Genomic DNA, 19,563 nt, shown 5'->3' on the forward strand with positions numbered 1-19,563 from the left:
GGGCACAGGGCCGTTTCCGCCTCGACAGCGATGCGTTGGCGCCCATCTCGGCCCCGCAAATCAGCCGGAGTGGGGGGACGCTCACAAGAGGCGAATGCCGAATGCGCGCTGCCCTACGCCGGCCGAACGATCGTTCTCGCGCGCCACGGGGCATCCGCAAACGCAAAAGGGGTCGGCGATCCGCCAACCCCTTGCGCCGTCGTCCTGAATGGATGGTACCACCGCCCCGGCTCGAACGGGGGACCCCCAGATCCACAATCTGGTGCTCTAACCAACTGAGCTACGGCGGCACTGGCGGGCGGTGTATCGTGGGCCGCGGCAGTTTTCAAGACGATGTGTGCAGGCTGATGCGGTGTCGGTGGACGCAGGGCGGATTCGCCTCATAAGTGCACCGACAAAACCGCGCATCGGCCAGGGCGGATCGGGGGTAGGGGCGAGCGTGAGCGCGCGAGAGCCAGCGGCGGGCGCGACCGGGAGCCGGGATCGGGGCCAGGCCGCCGAGACGGGGGCGGCGAACCGGACGGCTGCGCGGCCGGGCCATCGACCCCGCGGGCGCTGGACCCGCTCCCGGATCTTCCTGGCACCTGGGCGGCTGCGCAGCCTGGTCCGGCGCAGCGAGGGCGGGCTCGTCCTGCTGGCGACCGTGGTGGGCTGCGTCAGCGGGCTGGCGGTCTCGGCCATGACCTGGGTGACGCAGGCTCTGCGGGAGACGCTGTACCACCTCCCGGCGGGGACCCGGCTCAGCGCCGCCGACGCGGTCGCGCCGCCGCTCCTGCTGATCGGCCCCTGTCTCGGCGGCGTGCTGCTCGGGTTGCTGATCCTCGTGGCGAACTACCTGCGCGGGCCGCGCAAGCGCCCAGCCATCGACCCGATCGAGGCCAACGCCCTGCACGGCGGCCGGATGTCCCTGCGGGACAGCCTCTACCTCGCCCTGCAGAACGTGATCTCGAACGGCTCAGGGGCCTCCGTGGGGTTGGAGGCGGGCTACACGCAGCTCGCCTCCGGCCTCGCCTCGCGGCTCGGCATCGCCTTCGAGGTCCGCCGGGGCGACCTGCGGACCCTGGTCGGGTGCGGGGCGGCCGGGGCCATCGCGGCAGGGTTCGGGGCGCCGCTGGCCGGGGCGTTCTACGCCTTCGAGCTGATCATCGGCACCTACACGATCGCCACCCTGGCGCCGGTGGTGGTCGCGGCGCTCTGCGGCAACCTCGTCTCCCGGGCGCTGATCCACACGCAGCCGCTGGTCGATCTCGGCGACATGCAGGCGGTCACGACCTCGCACATCACCAGCCTCGAGATCCTGCCGAGCCTCGCCCTCGGGCTGATCTGCGCGCTGCTCGGCATCCTGATCATGCGCGGCGTCACCCTGGTCGAGCGGCTGGTGCAGGCCTCCGGCCTGCCCCGGGCGGCCGGTCCCGCCTTCGGGGGGCTGTGCGTCGGCGCGCTGGCGCTCGTCGCGACGCCGCAGGTGCTCTCGGGCGGCCACGGAGCCCTGCACATGCACTTCGCCGCCGAGGGGCAGGGGCACGGAGCCGCGTTTCTGGCCGGCTTGTTCGCCGCCAAGGCGACGGCCACGGCGATCTCGATCGGTTCCGGGTTCCGGGGCGGCCTGTTCTTCGCGTCGCTGTTCCTGGGGGCGATCGCCGGTAAGCTGTTCGCCGCCCTGGCCCCGGACCTCCTGCCCGCGATGGCGGTCTTCGGCCTCACGCCGCTGGCCTACGCGGTGATCGGCATGAGCGCGCTCGCCGTGGCGATCATCGGCGGCCCGTTGACCATGACGTTCCTGGCGCTGGAGATCACCGGCAGCCTGCCGATCACCGGGCTCGTGCTGGCGGCGGTGATCGCGTCCTCGCTGACCGTCCGGAAGATCTTCGGCTACTCCTTCGCGACCTGGCGCTTCCACCTGCGCGGCGAGACCATCCGCAGTCCCCACGATGTCGGCTGGATCCGCTCTCTGACCGTGGGCCGGCTGATGCGCCGGGACGTCGCCACCGTGGCGGCGGACACGCCGCTGCCGACCTTCCTGCGCGCGCATCCGCTGGGCTCCCCCTCCCGGGTGGTCGCCGTGGATGCACAGGGCCGCTACGCCGGGATCGTGAGCGTTCCCGAGGCACATGCCGCCGCCCGCGACGCCGAGGCCGGCGCCCCGCCGGTGCTCACCGACCTCCTGCATCACCCCGACCTGTTCCTGACGCCGGAGATGAACGCCAAGGATGCGGCCGCAACCTTCGACCGCAGCGAGAGCGAGGCGCTCGCGGTGGTCCAGAGTGCGGCGAGCCGCCAAGTCCTGGGCCTGCTCACCGAGAGCCACACGCTCAAGCGCTACAGCGAGGAACTGGACCGCCAGCGCCGGGCCATGGCAGGCGAATCTCCGTGATTGTCAGGCCGGGGTGTTGACCGCATGCGCGGGTGCAACACCCTGGCATCGTGCAACTCGGGGCCGGTCCGCGGCCCCCGACGCGAGACCCGTGAGGATCCATGGCCGGTCAAGACAGCAGCCCGCAGCGCCGCTACCGCATCGCGGTTATCCCGGGCGACGGCATCGGCAAGGAGGTGGTGCCCGAGGGCGTGCGCGTGCTCGAGCAGGCGGCCAAGCGGCACGGCTTCGCGCTCCAGTTCGACTGGTTCGATTTCGCGAGCTGCGATTATTACGAGCGGCACGGAAGGATGATGCCGGAGGACTGGAAGCCGCAGATCGAGACACACGACGCGATCTATTTCGGCGCCGTCGGCATGCCGGAGCGCGTTCCCGACCACATCTCCCTGTGGGGCTCGCTGATCCTGTTCCGGCGCGAGTTTGACCAATACGCCAACCTGCGTCCGGTGCGCCTCATGCCCGGGGTGAAGTGCCCGCTGGCCGACCGCAAGCCCGGCGATATCGACTTCTGGGTGGTCCGCGAGAACACCGAGGGCGAGTACTCGAATGCGGGGGGCCGCATGTTCGCCGGCACCGACCGCGAATTCGCCCTGCAGGAGACGATCATGACCCGCCACGGGGTCGACCGGATCCTCAAGTTCGCCTTCGAGTTGGCCCAGACCCGGCCGAAGAAGCACCTGACCTCGGCCACGAAGTCGAACGGCATCTCGATCACGATGCCGTACTGGGACGAGCGCGTGAAGGCGGTGGCAGAGGGCTACCCGGACGTGCGGTGGGACCAGTACCACATCGACATCCTGACCGCGCATTTCGTGCTCAACCCGGACCGGTTCGACGTGGTCGTGGCGTCGAACCTGTTCGGCGACATCCTGTCGGATCTCGGACCCGCCTGCACCGGAACGATCGGCATCGCGCCGTCCGGCAACATCAATCCGGAGCGCGTGCACCCGTCGGTGTTCGAGCCGGTCCACGGGTCCGCCCCCGACATCGCCGGCCAGGGGATCGCCAACCCGATCGGCCAGATCTGGTCCGGCGCGATGATGCTGGAGCATCTCGGCGAGCACGAGGCCGCCCGAGAGATCGTCAGCGCGATCGAGCGGGTGCTGTCCGAGCGGACGCTGCGCACGCGCGACCTCGGCGGCAACGCCGACACGCAGGCGTGCGGTAAGGCGGTGGCTGACGCTTTGGGGTAGGGGGCGCTTCCGCGACCTCCCATCCACCCCCCTCATCCTGAAGGGTCCGCGCCACCGGGCCTTGAAGGAGCCCTCCAGGGATCGCGAGACCGCTGGAGGGCTCCTTCGAGGGCTACGCTGCGCTTCGCCCCCTCAGGATGAGGGACTTGGGTTGGACGCTCGTCGCATTCAAAAACATCAGCGCGGGCGGCGGCGGACGCTCACCACGTTGCTCGCCTGCTCGACCTGGCCGGAGGACGCCGGCAGGGTGGCGAGCGCGGTCTTGACGATGGTTGCGGCGTCGAGGCCGGCCTCGGCGTACATCTTCTCCGGGCTGTCGTGGTCCTGGTACAGGTCCGGCAGAGTCAGGGTGCGCACCCGGACGCGCCCGGCATCCAGCGCGCCCTTCTCGGACAGCAGGTGCAGCACCATCGCCCCGAACCCGCCGCGCGAGCCCTCCTCGATGGTGATCAGAACCTCGTGGCTCTGCGCCAGGTCCAGGATCAGCGCCTCGTCCAGCGGCTTGGCAAAGCGCGCATCCGCCACGCTCACCGCCACGCCCTGCTCCGAGAGTGTATCCGCCGCCTTCAAGGCCTCCGACAGCCGCGTGCCCAGCGACAGGATCGCCACCCGCGCCTCCGGGTCCTGGCGGACCATCCGGCCCTTGCCGATCGCCAGGACGTCGCCCCGCTCCGGCAATTCGACGCCAACGCCCTCGCCGCGCGGGTAGCGCAGCGCGATCGGGCCGCTGTCATGGGCGTGCGCGGTCGCCACCATGTGCACCAGCTCGGCCTCGTCGGAGGCCGCCATCACGGTCATGTTCGGCAGGCAGCACAGGTAGGCCAGGTCGAACGCGCCGGCGTGCGTCGCCCCGTCGGCGCCGACCAGCCCGGCCCGGTCCAGGCAGAACCGCACCGGCAGGTTCTGCAGCGCCACGTCGTGCACGACCTGGTCGTAGGCCCGCTGCAGGAAGGTCGAGTAGATCGCCACGAACGGCCGGTAGCCCTCGGTCGCCAGCCCGCCCGCGAAGGTCACCGCGTGCTGCTCGGCGATGCCGACGTCGAAGGTCTTGTCCGGGTGGGCCTTGCCGAACAGGTCGATGCCGGTGCCGCCCGGCATCGCCGCCGTGATCGCCACGACCCGGTCGTCGGCGTCGGCCGCCTTGATCAGGCTCTCGCCGAACACCCTCGTGTAGGCCGGGGCGTTGGGCTTGGCCTTGGCCTGGACCCCCGAGACCACGTCGAACTTGACCACGCCGTGGTAGCGGTCGGCGCTGGCCTCGGCCGGCGCGTAGCCCTTGCCCTTGCGGGTGACCACGTGGAGCAGGATCGGGCCGTGCTCGGCGTCGCGGACGTTCTTGAGCACCGGGAGCAGCTGGTCGAGGTTGTGCCCGTCGACCGGGCCGACATAGTGAAAACCCATCTCCTCGAACATCGTGCCGCCGCCCACCACCAGGGAGCGGGCGTATTCTTCGGCGGCCGCCGCGCGCTGGTAGATGGCCTTGGGCAGGAGCTTGCCGAGCTGCTTGGCGGTCTCGCGGAGCGACTGGTAGGTGCCGCCGGACGCAAGGCGAGCGAGATAGCCCGACATCGCGCCCACCGGGGGGGCGATCGACATGTCGTTGTCGTTGAGGATGACGATCAGGCGCGAGTGCAGGGCGCCGGCGTTGTTCATCGCCTCGTAGGCCATGCCGGCCGACATCGAGCCGTCGCCGATCACCGCGATGGCGTTGCGGCGCTTGGGTGTCCGGCCCTTGGCCTTGGCGGCGTCGGCGTCGAGGTCGCGGGCGACCGCCATGCCGAGCGCGGCCGAGATCGAGGTCGAGGAATGGGCGGCGCCGAACGGGTCGTAGGCGCTCTCGGAGCGCTTGGTGAAGCCGGACAGGCCGCCCCCCTGGCGCAGCGTCCGGATGCGGTCGCGGCGCCCGGTCAGGATCTTGTGCGGGTAGCACTGGTGGCCGACGTCCCAGACGATGCGGTCGTCGGGGGTGTCGAACACGTGGTGCAGGGCGACCGTGAGTTCGACCACGCCGAGCCCGGAGCCGAGATGGCCACCGGTGATCGACACCGCGTCGATCATCTCGGCCCGCACCGCGTCCGCCACCGCCTGCAGCTCGGATTCGGGAAGCTGCCGGAGCGCCGCAGGCTCCGGGATACGGTCGAGAAGTGCGCTCAGCTCGGGGGAAATCGCCACGGCATCAACCTCTATCGGACGGGATCGGTCTGACCGCCGAGCCTCAGGATATATCGAGCGGCGCCACGCCCACGGGCCGCCCGTCGGCGCCGAGGGTGATCCTCTGGATCCGCGCCTCGGCCCGCTTCAGCAGCGCCTCGCAGTGCTTCTTCAGCACCTCGCCGCGCTCGTAGATCGCCACCGACTCGTCCAGCGGGACATCGCCCCGCTCGAGCCTGCGCACGATCTCTTCGAGTTGCTCCAGCGCCTTCTCGAAGGGCAGGTCGCCGGCGGCCGGGGCCGCCTCGGGTCTGCTCGCGTTCATCCCACACACATCCTTTGGGTCGGTTCTAAGGCGGCAGCCGGTGCGGCCACAACCCAGGCGAGGGTGGGCCCGGGCCGATCCGCAGCGTTTTGGTGCGGCGCGGCGGCGTTTGCGCCACACTCGCTACCCTCTGCGGAACGACCCTCGAACGGTCGCACGCAGCGGTACAGGCGTCGGCAACTGAAAGTTTTGTGGTGGGCCGTCACGTCAGCGTGAGGCAGAACGGCGTCCCCTCGAACGCCTCGGCGCCGCGGCCGATCCGCGCGATCGCCGCGACCATGCGGCCGTCCCGACCGAGCATCCGGTCGGCGATCGCCACGAACAGGGGGTTGGGGGTCGCGGACGGGGAGGCGGCCCGCAGGGCGTCGGCGATGGCACCCTCGTCGCGCTCGGGCGCCAGGGCGCAGGCCGCGATGTAGGCCGCCGCGGTGGAGCGGCTGATCCCGGCATAGCAGTGGATCACCAGCGGCTTGTCCCGGGGCCAGGCCCGCGTGAAGGCCAGGATCCCGGCCACGTGCTCGTCAGCCGGCAAAACGTGTCCGTCCCGGGGCTCGGCGATGTCGCTGACCCCGATGATGGCGTGATTCTCCGCATCGATTAGCGCCGGCCGCTCCAGGGGCGTGCCGACATTGACCAGCGTGAGCACGTGGCTCGCCCCGGTGGCGGCGACGGTCTCGGGCAGGCGCGAGAGCGGACAGACGTGAAGGGTCGGCATGTGGCGGCCCATGGCGTGGGATCGTGACGGATCGAGGGCGGAGGTCTCGGATCTCAAGCCCGGCAGAGGGCGTGGAACCGGTCGAGGAACCGTGCCTCGGCCTGGGCGGTCGGCCAGGGCTCGGCCAACCCGAGGACGGCCTCGGGCAGATCGGGGGCCGCGCCGAAATAGAGGTCCGCCTCGTCGGGCGCGAAGCCCGCGAGCTCCACGGCCTCGATATGGGCGGCGATCCGGTCGGCGCGCTTGACCAGGCTGCCGAGGGTGGGCCCGGGCTCGGCCAGGCCGAAGCGGCGGCGCACGGCGGCGAGCAGGCGCAGCTCGACCCCGCGATAGGCGTCGCCGATCGCGGCCTTGAGCGGCGAGATGATGTCGCCGACGACGTATTCCGGGGCATCGTGCAGCAGCAGCTCCAGCCCCTCGGGCTCGGTGCAGCCGGGGGCGATCTGGCGCCCGACCGCCTCCACCAACAGGCTGTGCTGGGCCACCGAGAAGACGTGCGGTCCCCGGGTCTGGCCGTTCCAGCGGGCGACCCGGGCGAGCCCGTGGGCGATGTCGGCGATCTCGATGTCCCGGGGTGCGGGATCGAGCAGGTCGAGGCGCCGGCCGGACAGCATCCGCTGCCAGGCCCGGGGCGCCGGGTCGCGCGCCTCGCTCATGCCGGCCGCCCCAGTTCGGCGCAGGCTACGTGCCGGTGGCAGTCGACGAGATGGTCGTTCACCATCCCGACCGCCTGCATGAAGGCGTGCACGATGGTCGGCCCACAGAAGGAGAAACCCTCCTCCTTAAGGGCCTTGCCGATCGCCCGGGAGACCGGCGTCTCGGTCTGGATCTCGGCGCGGGTCCGGGCGCCGCCCTGGATCGGCCGCCCGTCCACGAAATCCCACAGGAACGGCGCGAAGCCGGGGCCGCTCTCCTCGATCCGCAGCCAGGCCCGGGCGCCGGCGATCGTGCCCAGGATCTTGGCGCGGTTGCGGATGATGCGGGCGTCCGCCATCAGCCGGGTGACGTCGGCCTCGTCGTAGCGGGCGATGGCCTCCGGATCGAAGCCCGAGAACGCGTCGCGAAACCCGTCGCGGCGGCGCAGGATCGTGATCCAGGACAGGCCGGCCTGGAAGCCGTCGAGGATTAGCTTCTCGTAGAGCGCCCGGCCGTCGCGCTCGGGCACGCCCCATTCGGTGTCGTGATAGGCGACGTAGAGCGGGTCGTGGCCGGCCCACCAGCAGCGGGGGCAGCCATCGGGATGGTTGATCAGGCCGGTCTCGGACATCCCGCCGGTTTAGCGAGAACAGGAGCGGAACGCCATCGCGGCCCGCGCCCCGATCCGCGGTCAGGCTGCCGGCGATCCGGCCGCTTCCGGCATCGCGAAGGTCGCGTAGGCCGGCTTCTCGAAGGTCACCGGCCGGTCGCCGGCCAGCGGGGTGGCACCGGCCGTCAGCGCGTCGGCCAGCCGGTCGAGCCGGACCAGCGCAAGGCCGCGATCGTCCGCGGCGCTGCCGGTGGTGCCCAGTCCCTTGCCGCCGACGGTGATCTCGGTGCCGGGGGGAGGGGCCTCGCCCGTATAGCGGGCCGCCAGGATCCGGGTGCGGGCGGTGCCCCGGTGCTGCATCCGCGAGACCACCTCCTGGCCCACATAGCAGCCCTTCTTGAAGTCCACGCCGCCGAGCTGGTCCAACAGCGCCTCGTGGGGGAACGCATCACCGTAGGCGTAGTCGCGTCCGCCCTCGGGCACGGCGAGTGCGATGCGGCGCCGATGGTATTCCGCCTCCGAGGCGTCGGCCGAGAAGGCGCCTTCGACAGCGTAGATCCGGGCGCTGAGATCGACGTGGCGTGCATCCGCCACCGTGTCCGACTCGGCCGCCGGGGAGGCCCCGGCCCAGGCCGCCGCTACCGCCACGGTCGGGTCGACCGAGATCGCCACCTGCGCGCGCAGCCGGTAGAGCGTGAGGCGCTTGGCCAGGTCGGCCGCCCGGTCGATCGCCGTGTCGAGCCGGAAACCGTCCGGGATCCGCGAGATCAGGAAGTCGAACAGGATCTTGCCCTGCGGCGCCAGCAGGGCGCCGAGGCGCGCTTCGCCGGCCTGCAGGGTCTCGACGTTGCAGGTCAGCACGCCCTGGAGCAGTGCGGCGGATTCCGGCCCGGTGACGGTGACGAGGGCGCGGTCCGGCAGCAGGGCGACGGGCATGGCAGGCAGATCCTCACGCGACGGGAGCGATCCGGAATTCCGGAGCGCGTGGCCGGGAGGTAGTCGCTGCGCGCCCGTGCCTCAACCGTCCGGGGTCCGCGACCGCCTCCTCAATGCTGGAGGGTCGTGGTGAAGGCACCCCCACGGATGCGCTCGGGAAAGCCCTCGGCGTAGCGGGCGGTGGCTTCCTCGCCGTAGGTCATCACAAGTTCCTGGAAGGCCGCGAACAGGGCGGCCTGAGCCATGCAGTCGCCGTCGAGCCCGTCGAGGCAGCCTTCCGCGAACGCTTCCGAGACGTAACTCAGCGCGACGCGCTTCTCCTCGACATCGACCTCGATGGGGGCGGTCTGAGAGATGTGCTGCATGGACCCGATACTTCCGTTGCGCCGGGCACGGGACCCGGCGGACCAACGAATGATAGGTGGCTCCCCGCGGCTCGGCCAGCCGAGAATTTCAGATCGGTTAACGCGGACGCTCGAAGTTGATCCTTTCGGGGGATGCGTGCCGCGTGTGTTGCCTCTGCATCACCCGCCGAATCGCCCAGCCAGGGCGTGCGACAGCCTGTCGCCCTCCGTCACGTAGCGGGCAGCCGCCTCGTGCGCGGCCGGGGTGCAGACCCGGTAGGTCAGCGCGTAGCCGCGATAGCCGCGATTGTAGGCGCCCGCCAATCGGTCGCGCCGAGCCGGGGTCACGCCCTCGGACTCGATCAGCGCCTTCATGCGGGCCGGCCATTCCCCGGCGTCGGGCGCCGCGCAGAGGCCGCGCAGGAAGGCCAGCGCCCCGATGATCTCGGACATCCGCATGAGGTCGCGGTCATAGGGGGCGGGCACGTCCGCCGACGGGGACGTTTCCTTGGACGTCTCCTTGGGCGCGTCCTTGGCCGGCGCCGCGCGGCTGCCACGCTGTTGCGCCAGGGCCGGCCCCGCGAGCGCCAGGACGAGGCAGAGGATGACCGGAAGCCTCACGGGCGCGCCTCACCTCTGTCACCGACCCGGGCGAACGCCTCCTGCAGGGTCCCGATCAGGCCCGGCGTCGTCGCCAGCCCGGCGATCTCGCCGAGTGTCGCCCACCGGACCCCGAGGGCCTCCGGACCCGCCACGGGCTCGCCGCCGCACCACAGGGCGGCGTGCGGATGGACGACGTAGTGGTGCCGGGCGCGGCCGGCCTCGTCCCGGACGATGATCTCGGTGGGTGAGAGCACGCCGACCACCTCGGCCGTGAGGCCGACCTCCTCGGATAATTCGCGCAGGGCCGCCTCCGCCAGGGCCTCGCCGGCCTCGACCAGGCCACCCGGCAGGGTCCAGACCCCGCGCATCGGCTCGTTGGCCCGGGCCGCCAGCAGGACGCGATCGCCGCGGATCACCGCGATCGACGCGCCCACGAAGGGCCGGGTCGGGAATAGGCGCCCGCCGCCATCGGCCTCGCCCGCGCTCACGGCTTGCCCCCGTCGGGGGCGACGATTGCGATCCGCCCGTCGGTGAGGCCGACCACCAGCCGCGTCGCCGCACCTTCGCCGAGTGCCACGATGCCGATCGTGGCGGGTGCCGGCAGCGGGATGCGCAGGCGCTCGTGCAGCGGACCCTTGGCCTGAACCAGGGCGATCTCCGACCGTCCGGCCACCGGCACCGCGAGCTCGGGTGGACCTGCGGCCGGGGCCGTGACGGCGAGGTCGGCGTCGCCCTCGCCCGCCGCGTAGCCCGGGGCCTCGCCGGCGGCCTCGATCCGGTCCGCCTGCAGGGTCCAGAGCTGCAGCAGGCCCCGTGCGCTGACGGTGGCCGCCTGCACGGCGCCCGAACCCGCGAAATCCGCGATACCAGCGATCTTCAGAGGCGGGCCGGCCTGCGTCGGCGTGCGGGCCGTGACGCTCCAGGCCGCAGCACCGTCGGGGCGGCCGATCAGCACCAGGCCGCCCGAATCCGGTCCCGAGAGGGTCGCGGCCAGGAGGGCCGGGCGGCCGGCGAGGCGCAGCAGGCGCGGCCGGAGCGGCGCGAAAACCGCGTCGCCCCCCGCCGGCACCGTGACGGTGGCGACCGGGACGGGCTTCGGATCGGTGCTGACGGCCATCGGCTGGCGTTCGCGGATCGTCAGGACGGCGGCGGCCTCGCCGCCGTCGGCGGCCCGGGTACGGCCGGTCAGGTAGGCGCTCAGGGGTCCGGCCAGGACCCGGCGCGAACCCGGAAGGGCGCCCCGCGGCGTCTCAGCGGCGGTCAGCCCCTCGACCGCCTCGCGGCCGATCGGCCGCACCGTGACGGCGCCGTCCGCGAGGCCGAGCACGGCACCGCCGTCGTCACCCCAGACCACGGCGATCGGGGCGCTCTCCTCGTCGCCGGCCGGCTGGCTCGCCTTCGCGCCGGCGATCGGCAGAAGGCCGGAGGTCGCCACCGAGATCGCGACCTCGCTGCGCGGCCCCCGCAGCGCCCGCACCTTGAACGGCAGGTCCAGGATCCGGATACCGGGGGCCTCGGCGCGGGCGCCGGCGAGCGGTGCCGCGCACAGGACCAGGCCCGTGAGGGCCGCGACGATCCGGCGTCGCAGGGGCGGGAAAGGGCGCATGGCGGTCATGTCCGCCGCCGGGAGCGGCGGGTCAAACGTGCTGGCCGCCGTTGATGTGCAGCTCGGCCCCGTTCACGTAGGACGAGGCGTCGGTGCACAGGAAGTAGATCGCCTTGGCGACCTCGTCGGGGGTGCCGAGCCGCCGCTGCGGGATCTGCTCGACGAGCTTCTCCGTGCCGGGCGACAGGATCGAGGTGTCGATCTCGCCCGGCGAGATCGCGTTGACCCGCACCCCGAGAGGCCCGAAATCGGCGGCCATCTCGCGGGTCAGGCCCGCAAGCGCCGCCTTGGAGGTGCCGTAGGCGGCGCCCGCGAACGGATGGACCCGGGAGCCCGCGATCGAAGTCACGTTGACGATCGAGCCCCGGGCCCGGGCGAGTTCGTCGCGCAGGCCGCGGGCCAGCAGGATCGTGGCGAAGACGTTGACCTGGAACACCCGCTGCCACCCGTCGAACTCCGTGGCCAGCGCGCCCAGGCGCTCGCCCGCGGGGCCCTTCGGCGAGATGCCGGCATTGTTGACGAGCGCGTGCAGCACGCCGCCCTCGGCGTCGAGCCGGCCCCGGACCTCCTCGATGGCGCGCATCGTGTCCTGGGCGTCCGCCAGATCGACCTGGAGGTGGTCCTCGGGGCCCATCTCCCAGGGGCAGTTCTCGGGGAATGCGTGGCGCGAGCAGGTGATCACCCGCCAGCCGGCCGCCGAGAAGCGCTTGACGGTGGCGTGTCCGATGCCCCGGCTCGCGCCCGTGAGCAGCATGATGCGCCGGCGTTCGTTGACGGGGAGGGCCAAAGCCGTAAGCCTCGCTGGCGTGTGTTCGGATCGCGTCCGGCCCGGGCGCTCGTCGGGCCGGTGAGCCTGAATGGTCTAGGCTCCCGGGGGCCGGAAATCCAGAGCGCGTGCCGCGCGCACGGTGCAGTGAGGGCAGGAAGCCATGACGGGTACGGATCGCTTGCCGGAGATCCCCGCCGACCAGTTCTCGGAGGCGCAGGCCGCAGCCGCCGAGGCGTTCCAGGCCGAGCGCGGGGTCCCGGTCTTCGGGCCATTCGTGCCGCTGCTGCGCAGTCCCGAACTGATGCTATGCGCCAGTCGCATGGGGCTGTACCTGCGCTACGGCAGCGCCCTGCCGCTGCGGATCAGCGAGTTCGTGATCCTGATCGTCGCCCGGCTGTGGAGCCAGCAGGTCGAGTGGCAGATCCACCATCCGATCGCGCTCAAGGCCGGGGTCGCACCGGAGACCGCGCAGGCCCTGGCGGAGGGCCGCCGCCCCGAGGCCATGAGCGACGACGAGGCGCTGGCCTACGCCTTCTCGACCGAGCTGCAGCACAACCGTGCGGTCAGCGATGCCACCTACGCGTCCGTGGTGGCGCGCTTCGGCGAGCAGGGCGCGATCGATCTCACGGGAATCAACGGCTACTACGCGCTGCTGGCCATGACCATGAACGTGGCCCGCACGGCGCTCCCGGAAGCGGGCGCGCCGCCGCTGCCGCCGCTGGTGCGGTAGCGCCCCGCGGTGCTTGTCGCGCCGGCCGCTTCGGTCTAACCGTCCCTCTATCCGGAGGGCGCCCGATGCGCGGCGCCCTCGCCAACCCCCGAAATATCGACCGGACGCAGCCATGGTCGCCCATAACCGCGCCGCCACGGCGCCGATGCCCGCGGATCCGGCCCTTGCCGGCGCCCGCATCCTCGTCGTCGAGGCGCGCTACTACGAGGCGCTCGCCGACGAGCTGCTGGCCGGCGCCCTCGCGGTGATCGACGCGTTCGCCGCGCACGCCACCGTGGTCACGGTGCCGGGTGCCCTGGAGATCCCCGCCGCGGTGGCGATCCTGGCGGACGACTACGACGCCGTGGTGGCGCTCGGCTGCGTGATCCGCGGCGCGACCGGGCATTACGACATCGTGGCCGGCGAGAGCGCCCGCGCCCTCATGGACCTCTCGGTCCAGCGCCGGCTGCCGCTCGGCAACGGCATCCTCACGGTCGAGACCGAGGCGCAGGCGCTGGAACGGGCCCGGGTCGCCGAGATGAACAAGGGCGGCGGCGCGGCCGAGGCGGCGCTCGGGGTGCTCGCCCTCAAGCGCGCGGCCGAGGCGGCGCGCCCGCGATAACGAGAACCGACATGACCGGGACGACCGAAACCAGGCCGGACGACACCGCCCAGGCTGCCCCCGAAGGCGAGGTCCACGAGACCGCCCATGAGACCGCCCGGGCGATCAGCCCGCGCAGCGGCGCGCGCCTTTCCGTGGTGCAGGCGCTCTACGAGATGGACATCTCCGGCAAGGGCGTCCTCGATGCGCTGGCCGAGTTCGAGGCCTTCTGGATCGGCCAGGAAGTCGATGGGATCGTGCATCCCAAGGCCGAGACCGCCTTCTTCCGCGACCTGCTGCGCGGCACGGTCGAGGAACAGCGGGCGATCGACCAGAAGCTCGACCAGGCTTTGGCCCAGGGCTGGCCGCTCCGGCGCATCGAGATCGTGCTGCGGGCGATCCTGCGGGCGGGCGCCTACGAGCTGCTGTTCCGGCCCGACGTGCCGGCGCCCGCGGCGATCTCCGAGTATGTCGACGTGGCCCACAGCTTCTACACCGCCGACGAGCCCGGCCTCGTCAACGCCGTGCTCGACCGGGTCGCCCGAGAGGTCCGGCCGGGTGAGATGAGCGCGCCCAAGGGCGGGAGCAACAAGGGCGGGAGCAACAAGGGCGGGAGCAACAAGGGCGGGAGCAACAAGGGGGGCGGCAAGCCGGGCTCCGGAAAGCCGCCCGCCAAGAAGGCCTGAGCCGTGTCCGGACCGGGCCGGGCCTCCGAGGAGGGGCTGATCGCCCGCTACTTCGCCCCACTGGCCGGGCCGGGAGCGGACGGGCTCCGGGACGATGCCGCGACCCTGACGCCCACCCCCGGGCATGACCTCGTCGTCACCGCCGACGCGGTGGTGGCCGGGATCCACTATTTCCCCGACGATTCGCCGGCCTCGATCGCCCGCAAGGCGCTCGGGGTGAACCTGTCCGACATCGCGGCCAAGGGGGCGGTGCCGCGCGGCTTCCTGCTGACCCTGGCGCTCCCGGACGACTGGACGGAGGCGTGGCTCGCCGGCTTTTCCGGGGGGCTCGGGGCGGCGGCGGCCGAGGCCGGCTGCCCGCTGCTCGGCGGCGACACGGTGCGTTCCGGCGGGCCGGCCTTGATCGGGGTGACGGCGTTCGGCGAGGTTCCGAGCGGCGGCATCGTCCGGCGCGGCACCGCCCGGGTCGGCGACCGGATCTGCGTCAGCGGCACGATCGGCGACGCGGCGCTCGGCCTGCGGCTGCGCCTGGAACCGGACGCCGCCTGGGCGGCCGCCCTCGACCCGGCGCTGCTGGCGGTGCTGGCCGACCGGTACCTGCATCCGCGCCCGCGCATCGCCCTGGCAAACGCGATCCGCCGCCACGCCTCGGCCGCGATGGACGTGTCGGACGGGCTCGCCGGCGACCTCGCCAAGATGCTGGGCGCCGGCCGCAGCGCCCGGATCGCGGTGGGATCCGTGCCGCTGTCGGAGGCCGCGGCCCGGGCCTGCGCGGCGGATCCGGACCTGATCGACCCGGTCCTAACCGGCGGCGACGATTACGAAATTCTCTGCACCGCAGCTCCCGAGAAGCTCGACGCGCTCCGGGCCGAGGCGACGGAAGCCGGGGTCCCGCTCACCGCCATCGGGACCGTCACCTCAGGCGACGGCCCGCCCCGCTTCGAAATGGGCGATGGCGCTGCGCGCGTGTTCGCGGCTGGGTCGTTCAGCCACTTCTGAGGCGGGGCCCGGGCTGGTCCGGCCCAGCACGATGTGGGTCACCCCCTCGGGCTGGCGCCCGATCTGGCGGCGGACCTCGTCCATCATCCCGGCCGCCACGATCGGCATCCACAGGGCCAGGTCGCCGCTCGTCAGCGCGGCGCGGCCGGTGAGCGCCTCCTCCGGGCGGGGCGGCGTCGAGAAGGCGCGCTGCAGGATGTGCAGGAGGTCGCCCTGGACCGCCTCGGGCTGGGCCGAGACCCGCTCGGCGATCAAGAAGTGCACGGCCCCGGTCAACACCTCGATCGTCGCCGCCAGCTTGGCGACCTGGTCGCTGCTCATGTCCAGCCCCATCCGTTATACAACCGGAAGTAGAGATCCGTATGGTTAACCGTGGGTTAAGGGCCCGCCTTAGCTGCGAAGAATTCGGCGGTCGGGCGGCGCGGAGGCAGTCGGATCGGTCCAGACTTCGACGAACCGACACCGCGGACGCCGCTTCGCTGCGAAGAGCCTTCGCGGTCTGGGTCCGTATCCTGGAATGGCGCAGTGCAGCATCGACATGATGCAGTGCCCATGCCGGGAAACGCGGCGTTTGCGCTCACCGGCGAAGTTTGGCAACTAGACTCCGCCCGATCACGCCATGCTCGGGCCGATTCTTATCCTTTGCTGAGACGGCTCACTGTCGCCGAACCGGTCTCCACTTCGGCGGTGGACGCGCTAAGACTTACCGACTGGGAAGGAATGCCCTGATTCGCGCACACGTCCCATGGTCGTCCTGCGATGGCCAAGCGCGACACCGATCACAAGCCCCCGCCAGGCACGATAAGAACAAGGACGGTAGAGCATGATCCCCTTGGCTTTGATCATCGTGGGCGGGCTCTGTGCCGTCGCCTACGGCATCGTCACGATCCTCGACGTGATGCGGCGGGACGCCGGCACCCAGCGCATGCAGGAGATCGCCGCCGCCATCGCGGAGGGCGCGCAGGCCTACCTGAAGCGGCAATACCTCACCATCGGCGTGGTCGGATTGGTGCTGTTCGTGCTGCTGGCGGTGTTCCTCGGGATCAAGGTGGCGGTGGGCTTCCTGATCGGCGCGGTCCTGTCGGGGGCGGCGGGCTTCATCGGCATGAACGTCTCGGTGCGGGCCAACGTCCGCACCGCCCAGGCCTCCTCGGCCTCGCTGGGGGCAGGCCTCGACATGGCGTTCAAGTCCGGCGCGGTGACCGGCATGCTGGTCGCCGGCCTCGCGCTCCTGGGGGTGGCCCTCTACTACCTCTACCTCACCCGCGGCGCCGGGCTCGACCCGTCGAGCCGCGAGGTGATCGACGCGCTGGTGGCGCTCGGCTTCGGCGCCTCGCTGATCTCGATCTTCGCCCGGCTCGGCGGCGGCATCTTCACCAAGGGCGCCGACGTCGGCGGCGACCTCGTCGGCAAGGTCGAGGCCGGGATCCCGGAGGACGACCCCCGCAACCCGGCCACCATCGCCGACAACGTCGGCGACAACGTCGGCGACTGCGCCGGCATGGCGGCCGACCTGTTCGAGACCTACGCGGTGACCATCGTGGCCACCATGGTGCTGGCCGCGATCTTCTTCTCCGGCCCCACCGGCAGCGGCCGGGCGGTGCTCGAGCCGATGATGCTCTATCCGCTGGCCATCGGGGCGGCCTGCATCGTCACCTCGATCGCCGGCACCTACGCGGTGCGGCTGTCCGCCAACCAGTCGATCATGGGGGCCCTGTACAAGGGCCTGATCACCGCGGGCGTGCTCTCCGTGGTGGCGATCGCGATCGTCAACCTGGCCCTGCTGGGCGGCTTCTCGACCGCCTTCACCACCTCGACCGGGGTGACCTTCACGTCGGGCGGCCTGTTCGGCTGCGCGGTGATCGGACTCGCCATCACGGCGCTGATCGTGGTGATCACCGAATACTACACCGGCACCAACTTCCGCCCGGTGAAGTCGATCGCCGACGCCTCGGTCACCGGCCACGGCACCAACGTGATCCAGGGCCTGGCGATCTCGCTCGAATCCACCGCGCTGCCGGCCCTCGTGATCGTGGCCGGCATCATCAGCACCCACGCGCTGGCCGGCCTGTTCGGCATCGCCATCGCGGTCACCGCGATGCTGGCGCTGGCCGGCTTCATCGTGGCGCTCGATGCGTTCGGGCCGGTCACCGACAATGCCGGCGGCATCGCCGAGATGGCCGGCCTGCCGCCGGACGTGCGCAAGTCCACGGACGCGCTCGACGCCGTCGGCAACACCACCAAGGCGGTGACCAAGGGCTACGCGATCGGCTCGGCCGGCCTCGGCGCCCTGGTTCTGTTTGCCGCCTACACGTCCGACCTGAACTACTTCATCGCAAATGCCAGCCCGACGCAGTACCGGTTCTTCCAGGGTGTCAGCGTCGATTTCTCCCTGTCCAACCCGTACGTGGTGGTCGGGCTGCTGCTCGGCGGCCTGGTCCCGTTCCTGTTCGCCGGCATCGCCATGACGGCGGTCGGCCGGGCGGCGGCCGCGGTGGTCGAGGAGGTCCGGCGCCAGTTCCGGGAGAAGCCCGGGATCATGCAGGGCACCGACCGGCCGGATTACGGCCGGGCGGTCGACATGCTGACCCGGGCGGCGATCAAGGAGATGATCGTCCCGTCGCTGCTGCCGGTGCTCTCGCCGATCGTGATCTTCTTCGTGATCCAGGCGATCGCGGGCAAGAGCCAGGCCTTCGCCACGGTGGGCGCGAGCCTGCTCGGCGTGATCCTCACCGGCCTGTACGTGGCGATCTCGATGACCTCGGGCGGCGGCGCCTGGGACAACGCCAAGAAGTACATCGAGGACGGCCACCACGGCGGCAAGGGCTCCGACGCCCACAAGGCCGCGGTGACCGGCGACACGGTCGGCGACCCCTACAAGGACACGGCCGGCCCCGCGGTGAACCCGGCGATCAAGATCACCAACATCATCGCCCTGCTGCTGCTGGCGGTGCTGGCGCATTATTGAGGGGCGGGTCCGGCGCGGGTCCGCGCCGGACTCGGCGCTCAGCGCGCCACCCGTGAAGGTCGCGTGTCCCTGGGTTGCCTCGCTGCGCTCGCAATGACGGTGGGGCAGCGATAATGCCTCAGCGCCCATCCCAAACCCTTGCCCCATCCTGAGCCGCCCGCTGCGCGTGCGCATTTCAGGATGAGGGTGGGGACGGGAGACCCTCGGCAAGTCGTTCCCGGCGAGTCCCGAGGCAGCTTGACCTCGATCGGCATTGTGATTTTCTAAGGTGGGACTTCGCCGTGAGGCGTACGGACAAGCTTCGGAGTGAGGCTCATGACCGATGGAGAACGCTTCGTCGGCGCGTTGCCGAAAAAGGTCGATTTCCACGATTCCAGTAAGCGCCGGTCCTACGAGCGGACATGTCGTTTCGCCGTGCGACTCGTCGACGAGCCAGGTCTGTTGGCCCAGGGGCTGGATTATCTGGAACGGCACGTCCGAACCGACCCACAGCAATCCCAATACTATACCCTATGGGCCGATCTCCTCCGCAGAGATGTCCGGCAGTTAGTCCGCCACCTCTTGGAGGATACGGCCGAGGGCGATCTCCTGCGCGACACCCAGCCGGTCTTCGTGGTGCTCCCGCCCGAGGAGATGCGGACGCATGGGCGCAAAATCCGGGAGGGAAGCCAAGAGCGAAGCTGACGGCATGATGCGGCGCGACCGACTCGATCATTGTCTCCGCGCCGCCGAGGGTGTGACAGGCCACCGTCGATTCGTGCTCGTCGGTTCCGCGGTTGTCCTCGTCCGCTGCCGGAATATTCCGGGCGACATGTTGCTGACGCCCGAAGCGGACCTCTACGTGCCCGGCGTACCGGATTCGGAAGATCTCTCGGACGCCCTCGAAGCCAGTATCGGCCAAGGCTCCAGTTTCCATCGGCAATTCGGCTACTATTGCGATGGCGTTTCGCCGGGAACGGCTGTGATGCCGACCGATTGGGAAGCCCGTACGGTCCTCTACGAGAGTGCCGGCTGCCCCGGGGTTACGGCGGTTGTCCCAGATCCTGATGACTTGGCCTTGTCCGAGGTCGTGGCATGGCGCGACAAGGACAAGGCGTGGCTGAAATCGGGAGTCCGAGCGAAACTCTTCTCGCTCGACACGATGACGGCGCGACTTGTGCGCATGCCCGATCGTGCTCCCGCGAAGGATGAGATGATGCGGCGGCTGATCTGGCTCGCCGCCGCATGCGCATCGAGCCCGACACATCCCGACTCACCACACCCCCAAATCCAAAGAAAACCGGGATGATTCCACCCCCCTGGGACGTGCGCTCGCGCACGGACCGAGCCCCCATGCTG

21 protein-coding genes and 1 tRNA gene are annotated in these 19,563 nt (G+C 71.2%); 9 read left to right on the top strand and 13 right to left on the bottom strand.

Features of this window, described 5'->3' with window-relative positions; all coding sequences use genetic code 11:
- Window positions 1-213 precede the first annotated feature (213 nt).
- Window positions 214-290, bottom strand: a tRNA-His gene (locus MFF40_RS16890).
- Between the two features lie 149 nt (window positions 291-439).
- Between MFF40_RS16890 and MFF40_RS16895 the strand changes: the two genes are divergently transcribed.
- Both MFF40_RS16895 and MFF40_RS16900 read left to right on the top strand, forming a co-directional pair.
- Window positions 440-2,374 carry a chloride channel protein gene (locus MFF40_RS16895; RefSeq protein ID WP_238261453.1) on the top strand — a complete coding sequence of 645 codons (1,935 nt, stop codon included), beginning with the start codon at window positions 440-442 and terminating at the stop codon, window positions 2,372-2,374.
- A 101-nt stretch (window positions 2,375-2,475) separates the two neighbouring features.
- A complete protein-coding gene (locus tag MFF40_RS16900) occupies window positions 2,476-3,567 on the top strand; it encodes a tartrate dehydrogenase (RefSeq protein WP_147898837.1) in 1,092 nt (363 codons plus the stop codon).
- Between the two features lie 177 nt (window positions 3,568-3,744).
- Here the strand turns inward: MFF40_RS16900 and dxs are convergent, their stop codons facing one another.
- The 11 genes from dxs to MFF40_RS16955 all read right to left on the bottom strand — a co-directional run bounded on the left by dxs (window position 3,745) and on the right by MFF40_RS16955 (window position 12,247).
- A complete protein-coding gene (gene dxs / locus MFF40_RS16905) occupies window positions 3,745-5,739 on the bottom strand; it encodes a 1-deoxy-D-xylulose-5-phosphate synthase (protein WP_147898836.1) in 1,995 nt (664 codons plus the stop codon).
- A gap of 43 nt (window positions 5,740-5,782) precedes the next feature.
- Window positions 5,783-6,043, bottom strand: coding sequence for an exodeoxyribonuclease VII small subunit (locus tag MFF40_RS16910; RefSeq protein ID WP_147898835.1), 261 nt, complete (start codon window positions 6,041-6,043; stop codon window positions 5,783-5,785).
- Window positions 6,044-6,245: 202 nt separating this feature from the next.
- A complete protein-coding gene (locus MFF40_RS16915; protein WP_147856000.1) occupies window positions 6,246-6,758 on the bottom strand; it encodes a tyrosine phosphatase family protein in 513 nt (170 codons plus the stop codon).
- A gap of 53 nt (window positions 6,759-6,811) precedes the next feature.
- Window positions 6,812-7,414, bottom strand: a complete 603-nt coding sequence (locus tag MFF40_RS16920) for an HD domain-containing protein (protein ID WP_147898834.1) — start codon at window positions 7,412-7,414, stop codon at window positions 6,812-6,814.
- Window positions 7,411-8,025, bottom strand: coding sequence for a DNA-3-methyladenine glycosylase I (locus tag MFF40_RS16925; protein WP_147898833.1), 615 nt, complete (start codon window positions 8,023-8,025; stop codon window positions 7,411-7,413). The genes MFF40_RS16920 and MFF40_RS16925 overlap by 4 nt, the downstream gene beginning before the upstream one ends.
- A gap of 60 nt (window positions 8,026-8,085) precedes the next feature.
- Entirely contained in the window at window positions 8,086-8,940 is an 855-nt protein-coding gene (ygfZ, locus tag MFF40_RS16930) for a CAF17-like 4Fe-4S cluster assembly/insertion protein YgfZ (protein ID WP_238261455.1), read from the bottom strand.
- A 110-nt stretch (window positions 8,941-9,050) separates the two neighbouring features.
- The gene (locus tag MFF40_RS16935) at window positions 9,051-9,305 is read right to left on the bottom strand and encodes a hypothetical protein (RefSeq protein ID WP_007564226.1); all 255 of its coding nucleotides are present in this window, start codon (window positions 9,303-9,305) and stop codon (window positions 9,051-9,053) included.
- A 159-nt stretch (window positions 9,306-9,464) separates the two neighbouring features.
- The gene (locus MFF40_RS16940; RefSeq protein ID WP_147898831.1) at window positions 9,465-9,905 is read right to left on the bottom strand and encodes a TIGR02301 family protein; all 441 of its coding nucleotides are present in this window, start codon (window positions 9,903-9,905) and stop codon (window positions 9,465-9,467) included.
- A complete protein-coding gene (locus MFF40_RS16945) occupies window positions 9,902-10,375 on the bottom strand; it encodes an NUDIX hydrolase (RefSeq protein ID WP_147898830.1) in 474 nt (157 codons plus the stop codon). The genes MFF40_RS16940 and MFF40_RS16945 overlap by 4 nt, the downstream gene beginning before the upstream one ends.
- Complete coding sequence (locus tag MFF40_RS16950) at window positions 10,372-11,493, bottom strand: hypothetical protein (RefSeq protein ID WP_147898842.1); 1,122 nt, start codon at window positions 11,491-11,493, stop codon at window positions 10,372-10,374. The genes MFF40_RS16945 and MFF40_RS16950 overlap by 4 nt, the downstream gene beginning before the upstream one ends.
- A gap of 31 nt (window positions 11,494-11,524) precedes the next feature.
- On the bottom strand, window positions 11,525-12,247 hold the full coding sequence (locus MFF40_RS16955; RefSeq protein ID WP_058193267.1) for an SDR family NAD(P)-dependent oxidoreductase: 723 nt from the start codon (window positions 12,245-12,247) through the stop codon (window positions 11,525-11,527).
- Between the two features lie 175 nt (window positions 12,248-12,422).
- Here MFF40_RS16955 and MFF40_RS16960 point away from each other — a divergent pair, with 175 nt between their 5' ends.
- The 4 genes from MFF40_RS16960 to thiL all read left to right on the top strand — a co-directional run bounded on the left by MFF40_RS16960 (window position 12,423) and on the right by thiL (window position 15,257).
- Window positions 12,423-12,992: a carboxymuconolactone decarboxylase family protein gene (locus tag MFF40_RS16960; protein WP_147898829.1), complete on the top strand. Its 570-nt coding sequence runs from the start codon at window positions 12,423-12,425 to the stop codon at window positions 12,990-12,992.
- Window positions 12,993-13,104: 112 nt separating this feature from the next.
- Window positions 13,105-13,593 carry a 6,7-dimethyl-8-ribityllumazine synthase gene (ribH, locus tag MFF40_RS16965; RefSeq protein WP_147898828.1) on the top strand — a complete coding sequence of 163 codons (489 nt, stop codon included), beginning with the start codon at window positions 13,105-13,107 and terminating at the stop codon, window positions 13,591-13,593.
- A gap of 11 nt (window positions 13,594-13,604) precedes the next feature.
- On the top strand, window positions 13,605-14,258 hold the full coding sequence (nusB, locus tag MFF40_RS16970) for a transcription antitermination factor NusB (RefSeq protein WP_283206110.1): 654 nt from the start codon (window positions 13,605-13,607) through the stop codon (window positions 14,256-14,258).
- Between the two features lie 3 nt (window positions 14,259-14,261).
- Window positions 14,262-15,257 (top strand): thiamine-phosphate kinase, encoded by a 996-nt coding sequence (gene thiL / locus MFF40_RS16975; RefSeq protein ID WP_147899201.1) that lies wholly within the window; start codon window positions 14,262-14,264, stop codon window positions 15,255-15,257.
- On the opposite strand, the gene MFF40_RS16980 is transcribed toward thiL, so the two are convergent.
- Window positions 15,177-15,578 carry a hypothetical protein gene (locus tag MFF40_RS16980; protein WP_147855211.1) on the bottom strand — a complete coding sequence of 134 codons (402 nt, stop codon included), beginning with the start codon at window positions 15,576-15,578 and terminating at the stop codon, window positions 15,177-15,179. The genes thiL and MFF40_RS16980 overlap by 81 nt on opposite strands.
- A 502-nt stretch (window positions 15,579-16,080) precedes the next feature.
- Between MFF40_RS16980 and MFF40_RS16985 the strand changes: the two genes are divergently transcribed.
- The 3 genes from MFF40_RS16985 to MFF40_RS16995 all read left to right on the top strand — a co-directional run bounded on the left by MFF40_RS16985 (window position 16,081) and on the right by MFF40_RS16995 (window position 19,513).
- Complete coding sequence (locus MFF40_RS16985) at window positions 16,081-18,225, top strand: sodium-translocating pyrophosphatase (protein ID WP_147855210.1); 2,145 nt, start codon at window positions 16,081-16,083, stop codon at window positions 18,223-18,225.
- Window positions 18,226-18,540: 315 nt separating this feature from the next.
- Window positions 18,541-18,909, top strand: coding sequence for a hypothetical protein (locus MFF40_RS16990; protein ID WP_147855209.1), 369 nt, complete (start codon window positions 18,541-18,543; stop codon window positions 18,907-18,909).
- On the top strand, window positions 18,869-19,513 hold the full coding sequence (locus tag MFF40_RS16995; RefSeq protein ID WP_238261457.1) for a DUF6036 family nucleotidyltransferase: 645 nt from the start codon (window positions 18,869-18,871) through the stop codon (window positions 19,511-19,513). Before MFF40_RS16990 ends, MFF40_RS16995 begins: the two co-directional genes overlap by 41 nt.
- Window positions 19,514-19,563 lie beyond the last annotated feature (50 nt).

Source organism: Methylobacterium mesophilicum (assembly GCF_022179445.1).
In the GTDB taxonomy this organism is placed as follows: Bacteria; Pseudomonadota; Alphaproteobacteria; order Rhizobiales; family Beijerinckiaceae; genus Methylobacterium; species Methylobacterium mesophilicum.

Excerpts from the sequence above, each read along its gene's own strand:
- MFF40_RS16900 (WP_147898837.1), top strand. The coding sequence starts at position 2,476 with ATGGCCGGTCAAGACAGCAGCCCGCAGCGCCGCTACCGCATCGCGGTT.
- MFF40_RS16910 (WP_147898835.1), bottom strand. The coding sequence starts at position 6,043 with ATGAACGCGAGCAGACCCGAGGCGGCCCCGGCCGCCGGCGACCTGCCC.
- MFF40_RS16915 (WP_147856000.1), bottom strand. The coding sequence starts at position 6,758 with ATGCCGACCCTTCACGTCTGTCCGCTCTCGCGCCTGCCCGAGACCGTC.
- MFF40_RS16920 (WP_147898834.1), bottom strand. The coding sequence starts at position 7,414 with ATGAGCGAGGCGCGCGACCCGGCGCCCCGGGCCTGGCAGCGGATGCTG.
- MFF40_RS16925 (WP_147898833.1), bottom strand. The coding sequence starts at position 8,025 with ATGTCCGAGACCGGCCTGATCAACCATCCCGATGGCTGCCCCCGCTGC.
- ygfZ (WP_238261455.1), bottom strand. The coding sequence starts at position 8,940 with ATGCCCGTCGCCCTGCTGCCGGACCGCGCCCTCGTCACCGTCACCGGG.
- MFF40_RS16935 (WP_007564226.1), bottom strand. The coding sequence starts at position 9,305 with ATGCAGCACATCTCTCAGACCGCCCCCATCGAGGTCGATGTCGAGGAG.
- MFF40_RS16950 (WP_147898842.1), bottom strand. The coding sequence starts at position 11,493 with ATGCGCCCTTTCCCGCCCCTGCGACGCCGGATCGTCGCGGCCCTCACG.
- MFF40_RS16955 (WP_058193267.1), bottom strand. The coding sequence starts at position 12,247 with ATGCTGCTCACGGGCGCGAGCCGGGGCATCGGACACGCCACCGTCAAG.
- MFF40_RS16960 (WP_147898829.1), top strand. The coding sequence starts at position 12,423 with ATGACGGGTACGGATCGCTTGCCGGAGATCCCCGCCGACCAGTTCTCG.
- ribH (WP_147898828.1), top strand. The coding sequence starts at position 13,105 with ATGGTCGCCCATAACCGCGCCGCCACGGCGCCGATGCCCGCGGATCCG.
- nusB (WP_283206110.1), top strand. The coding sequence starts at position 13,605 with ATGACCGGGACGACCGAAACCAGGCCGGACGACACCGCCCAGGCTGCC.
- MFF40_RS16980 (WP_147855211.1), bottom strand. The coding sequence starts at position 15,578 with ATGAGCAGCGACCAGGTCGCCAAGCTGGCGGCGACGATCGAGGTGTTG.
- MFF40_RS16985 (WP_147855210.1), top strand. The coding sequence starts at position 16,081 with ATGATCCCCTTGGCTTTGATCATCGTGGGCGGGCTCTGTGCCGTCGCC.
- MFF40_RS16990 (WP_147855209.1), top strand. The coding sequence starts at position 18,541 with ATGACCGATGGAGAACGCTTCGTCGGCGCGTTGCCGAAAAAGGTCGAT.
- MFF40_RS16995 (WP_238261457.1), top strand. The coding sequence starts at position 18,869 with ATGGGCGCAAAATCCGGGAGGGAAGCCAAGAGCGAAGCTGACGGCATG.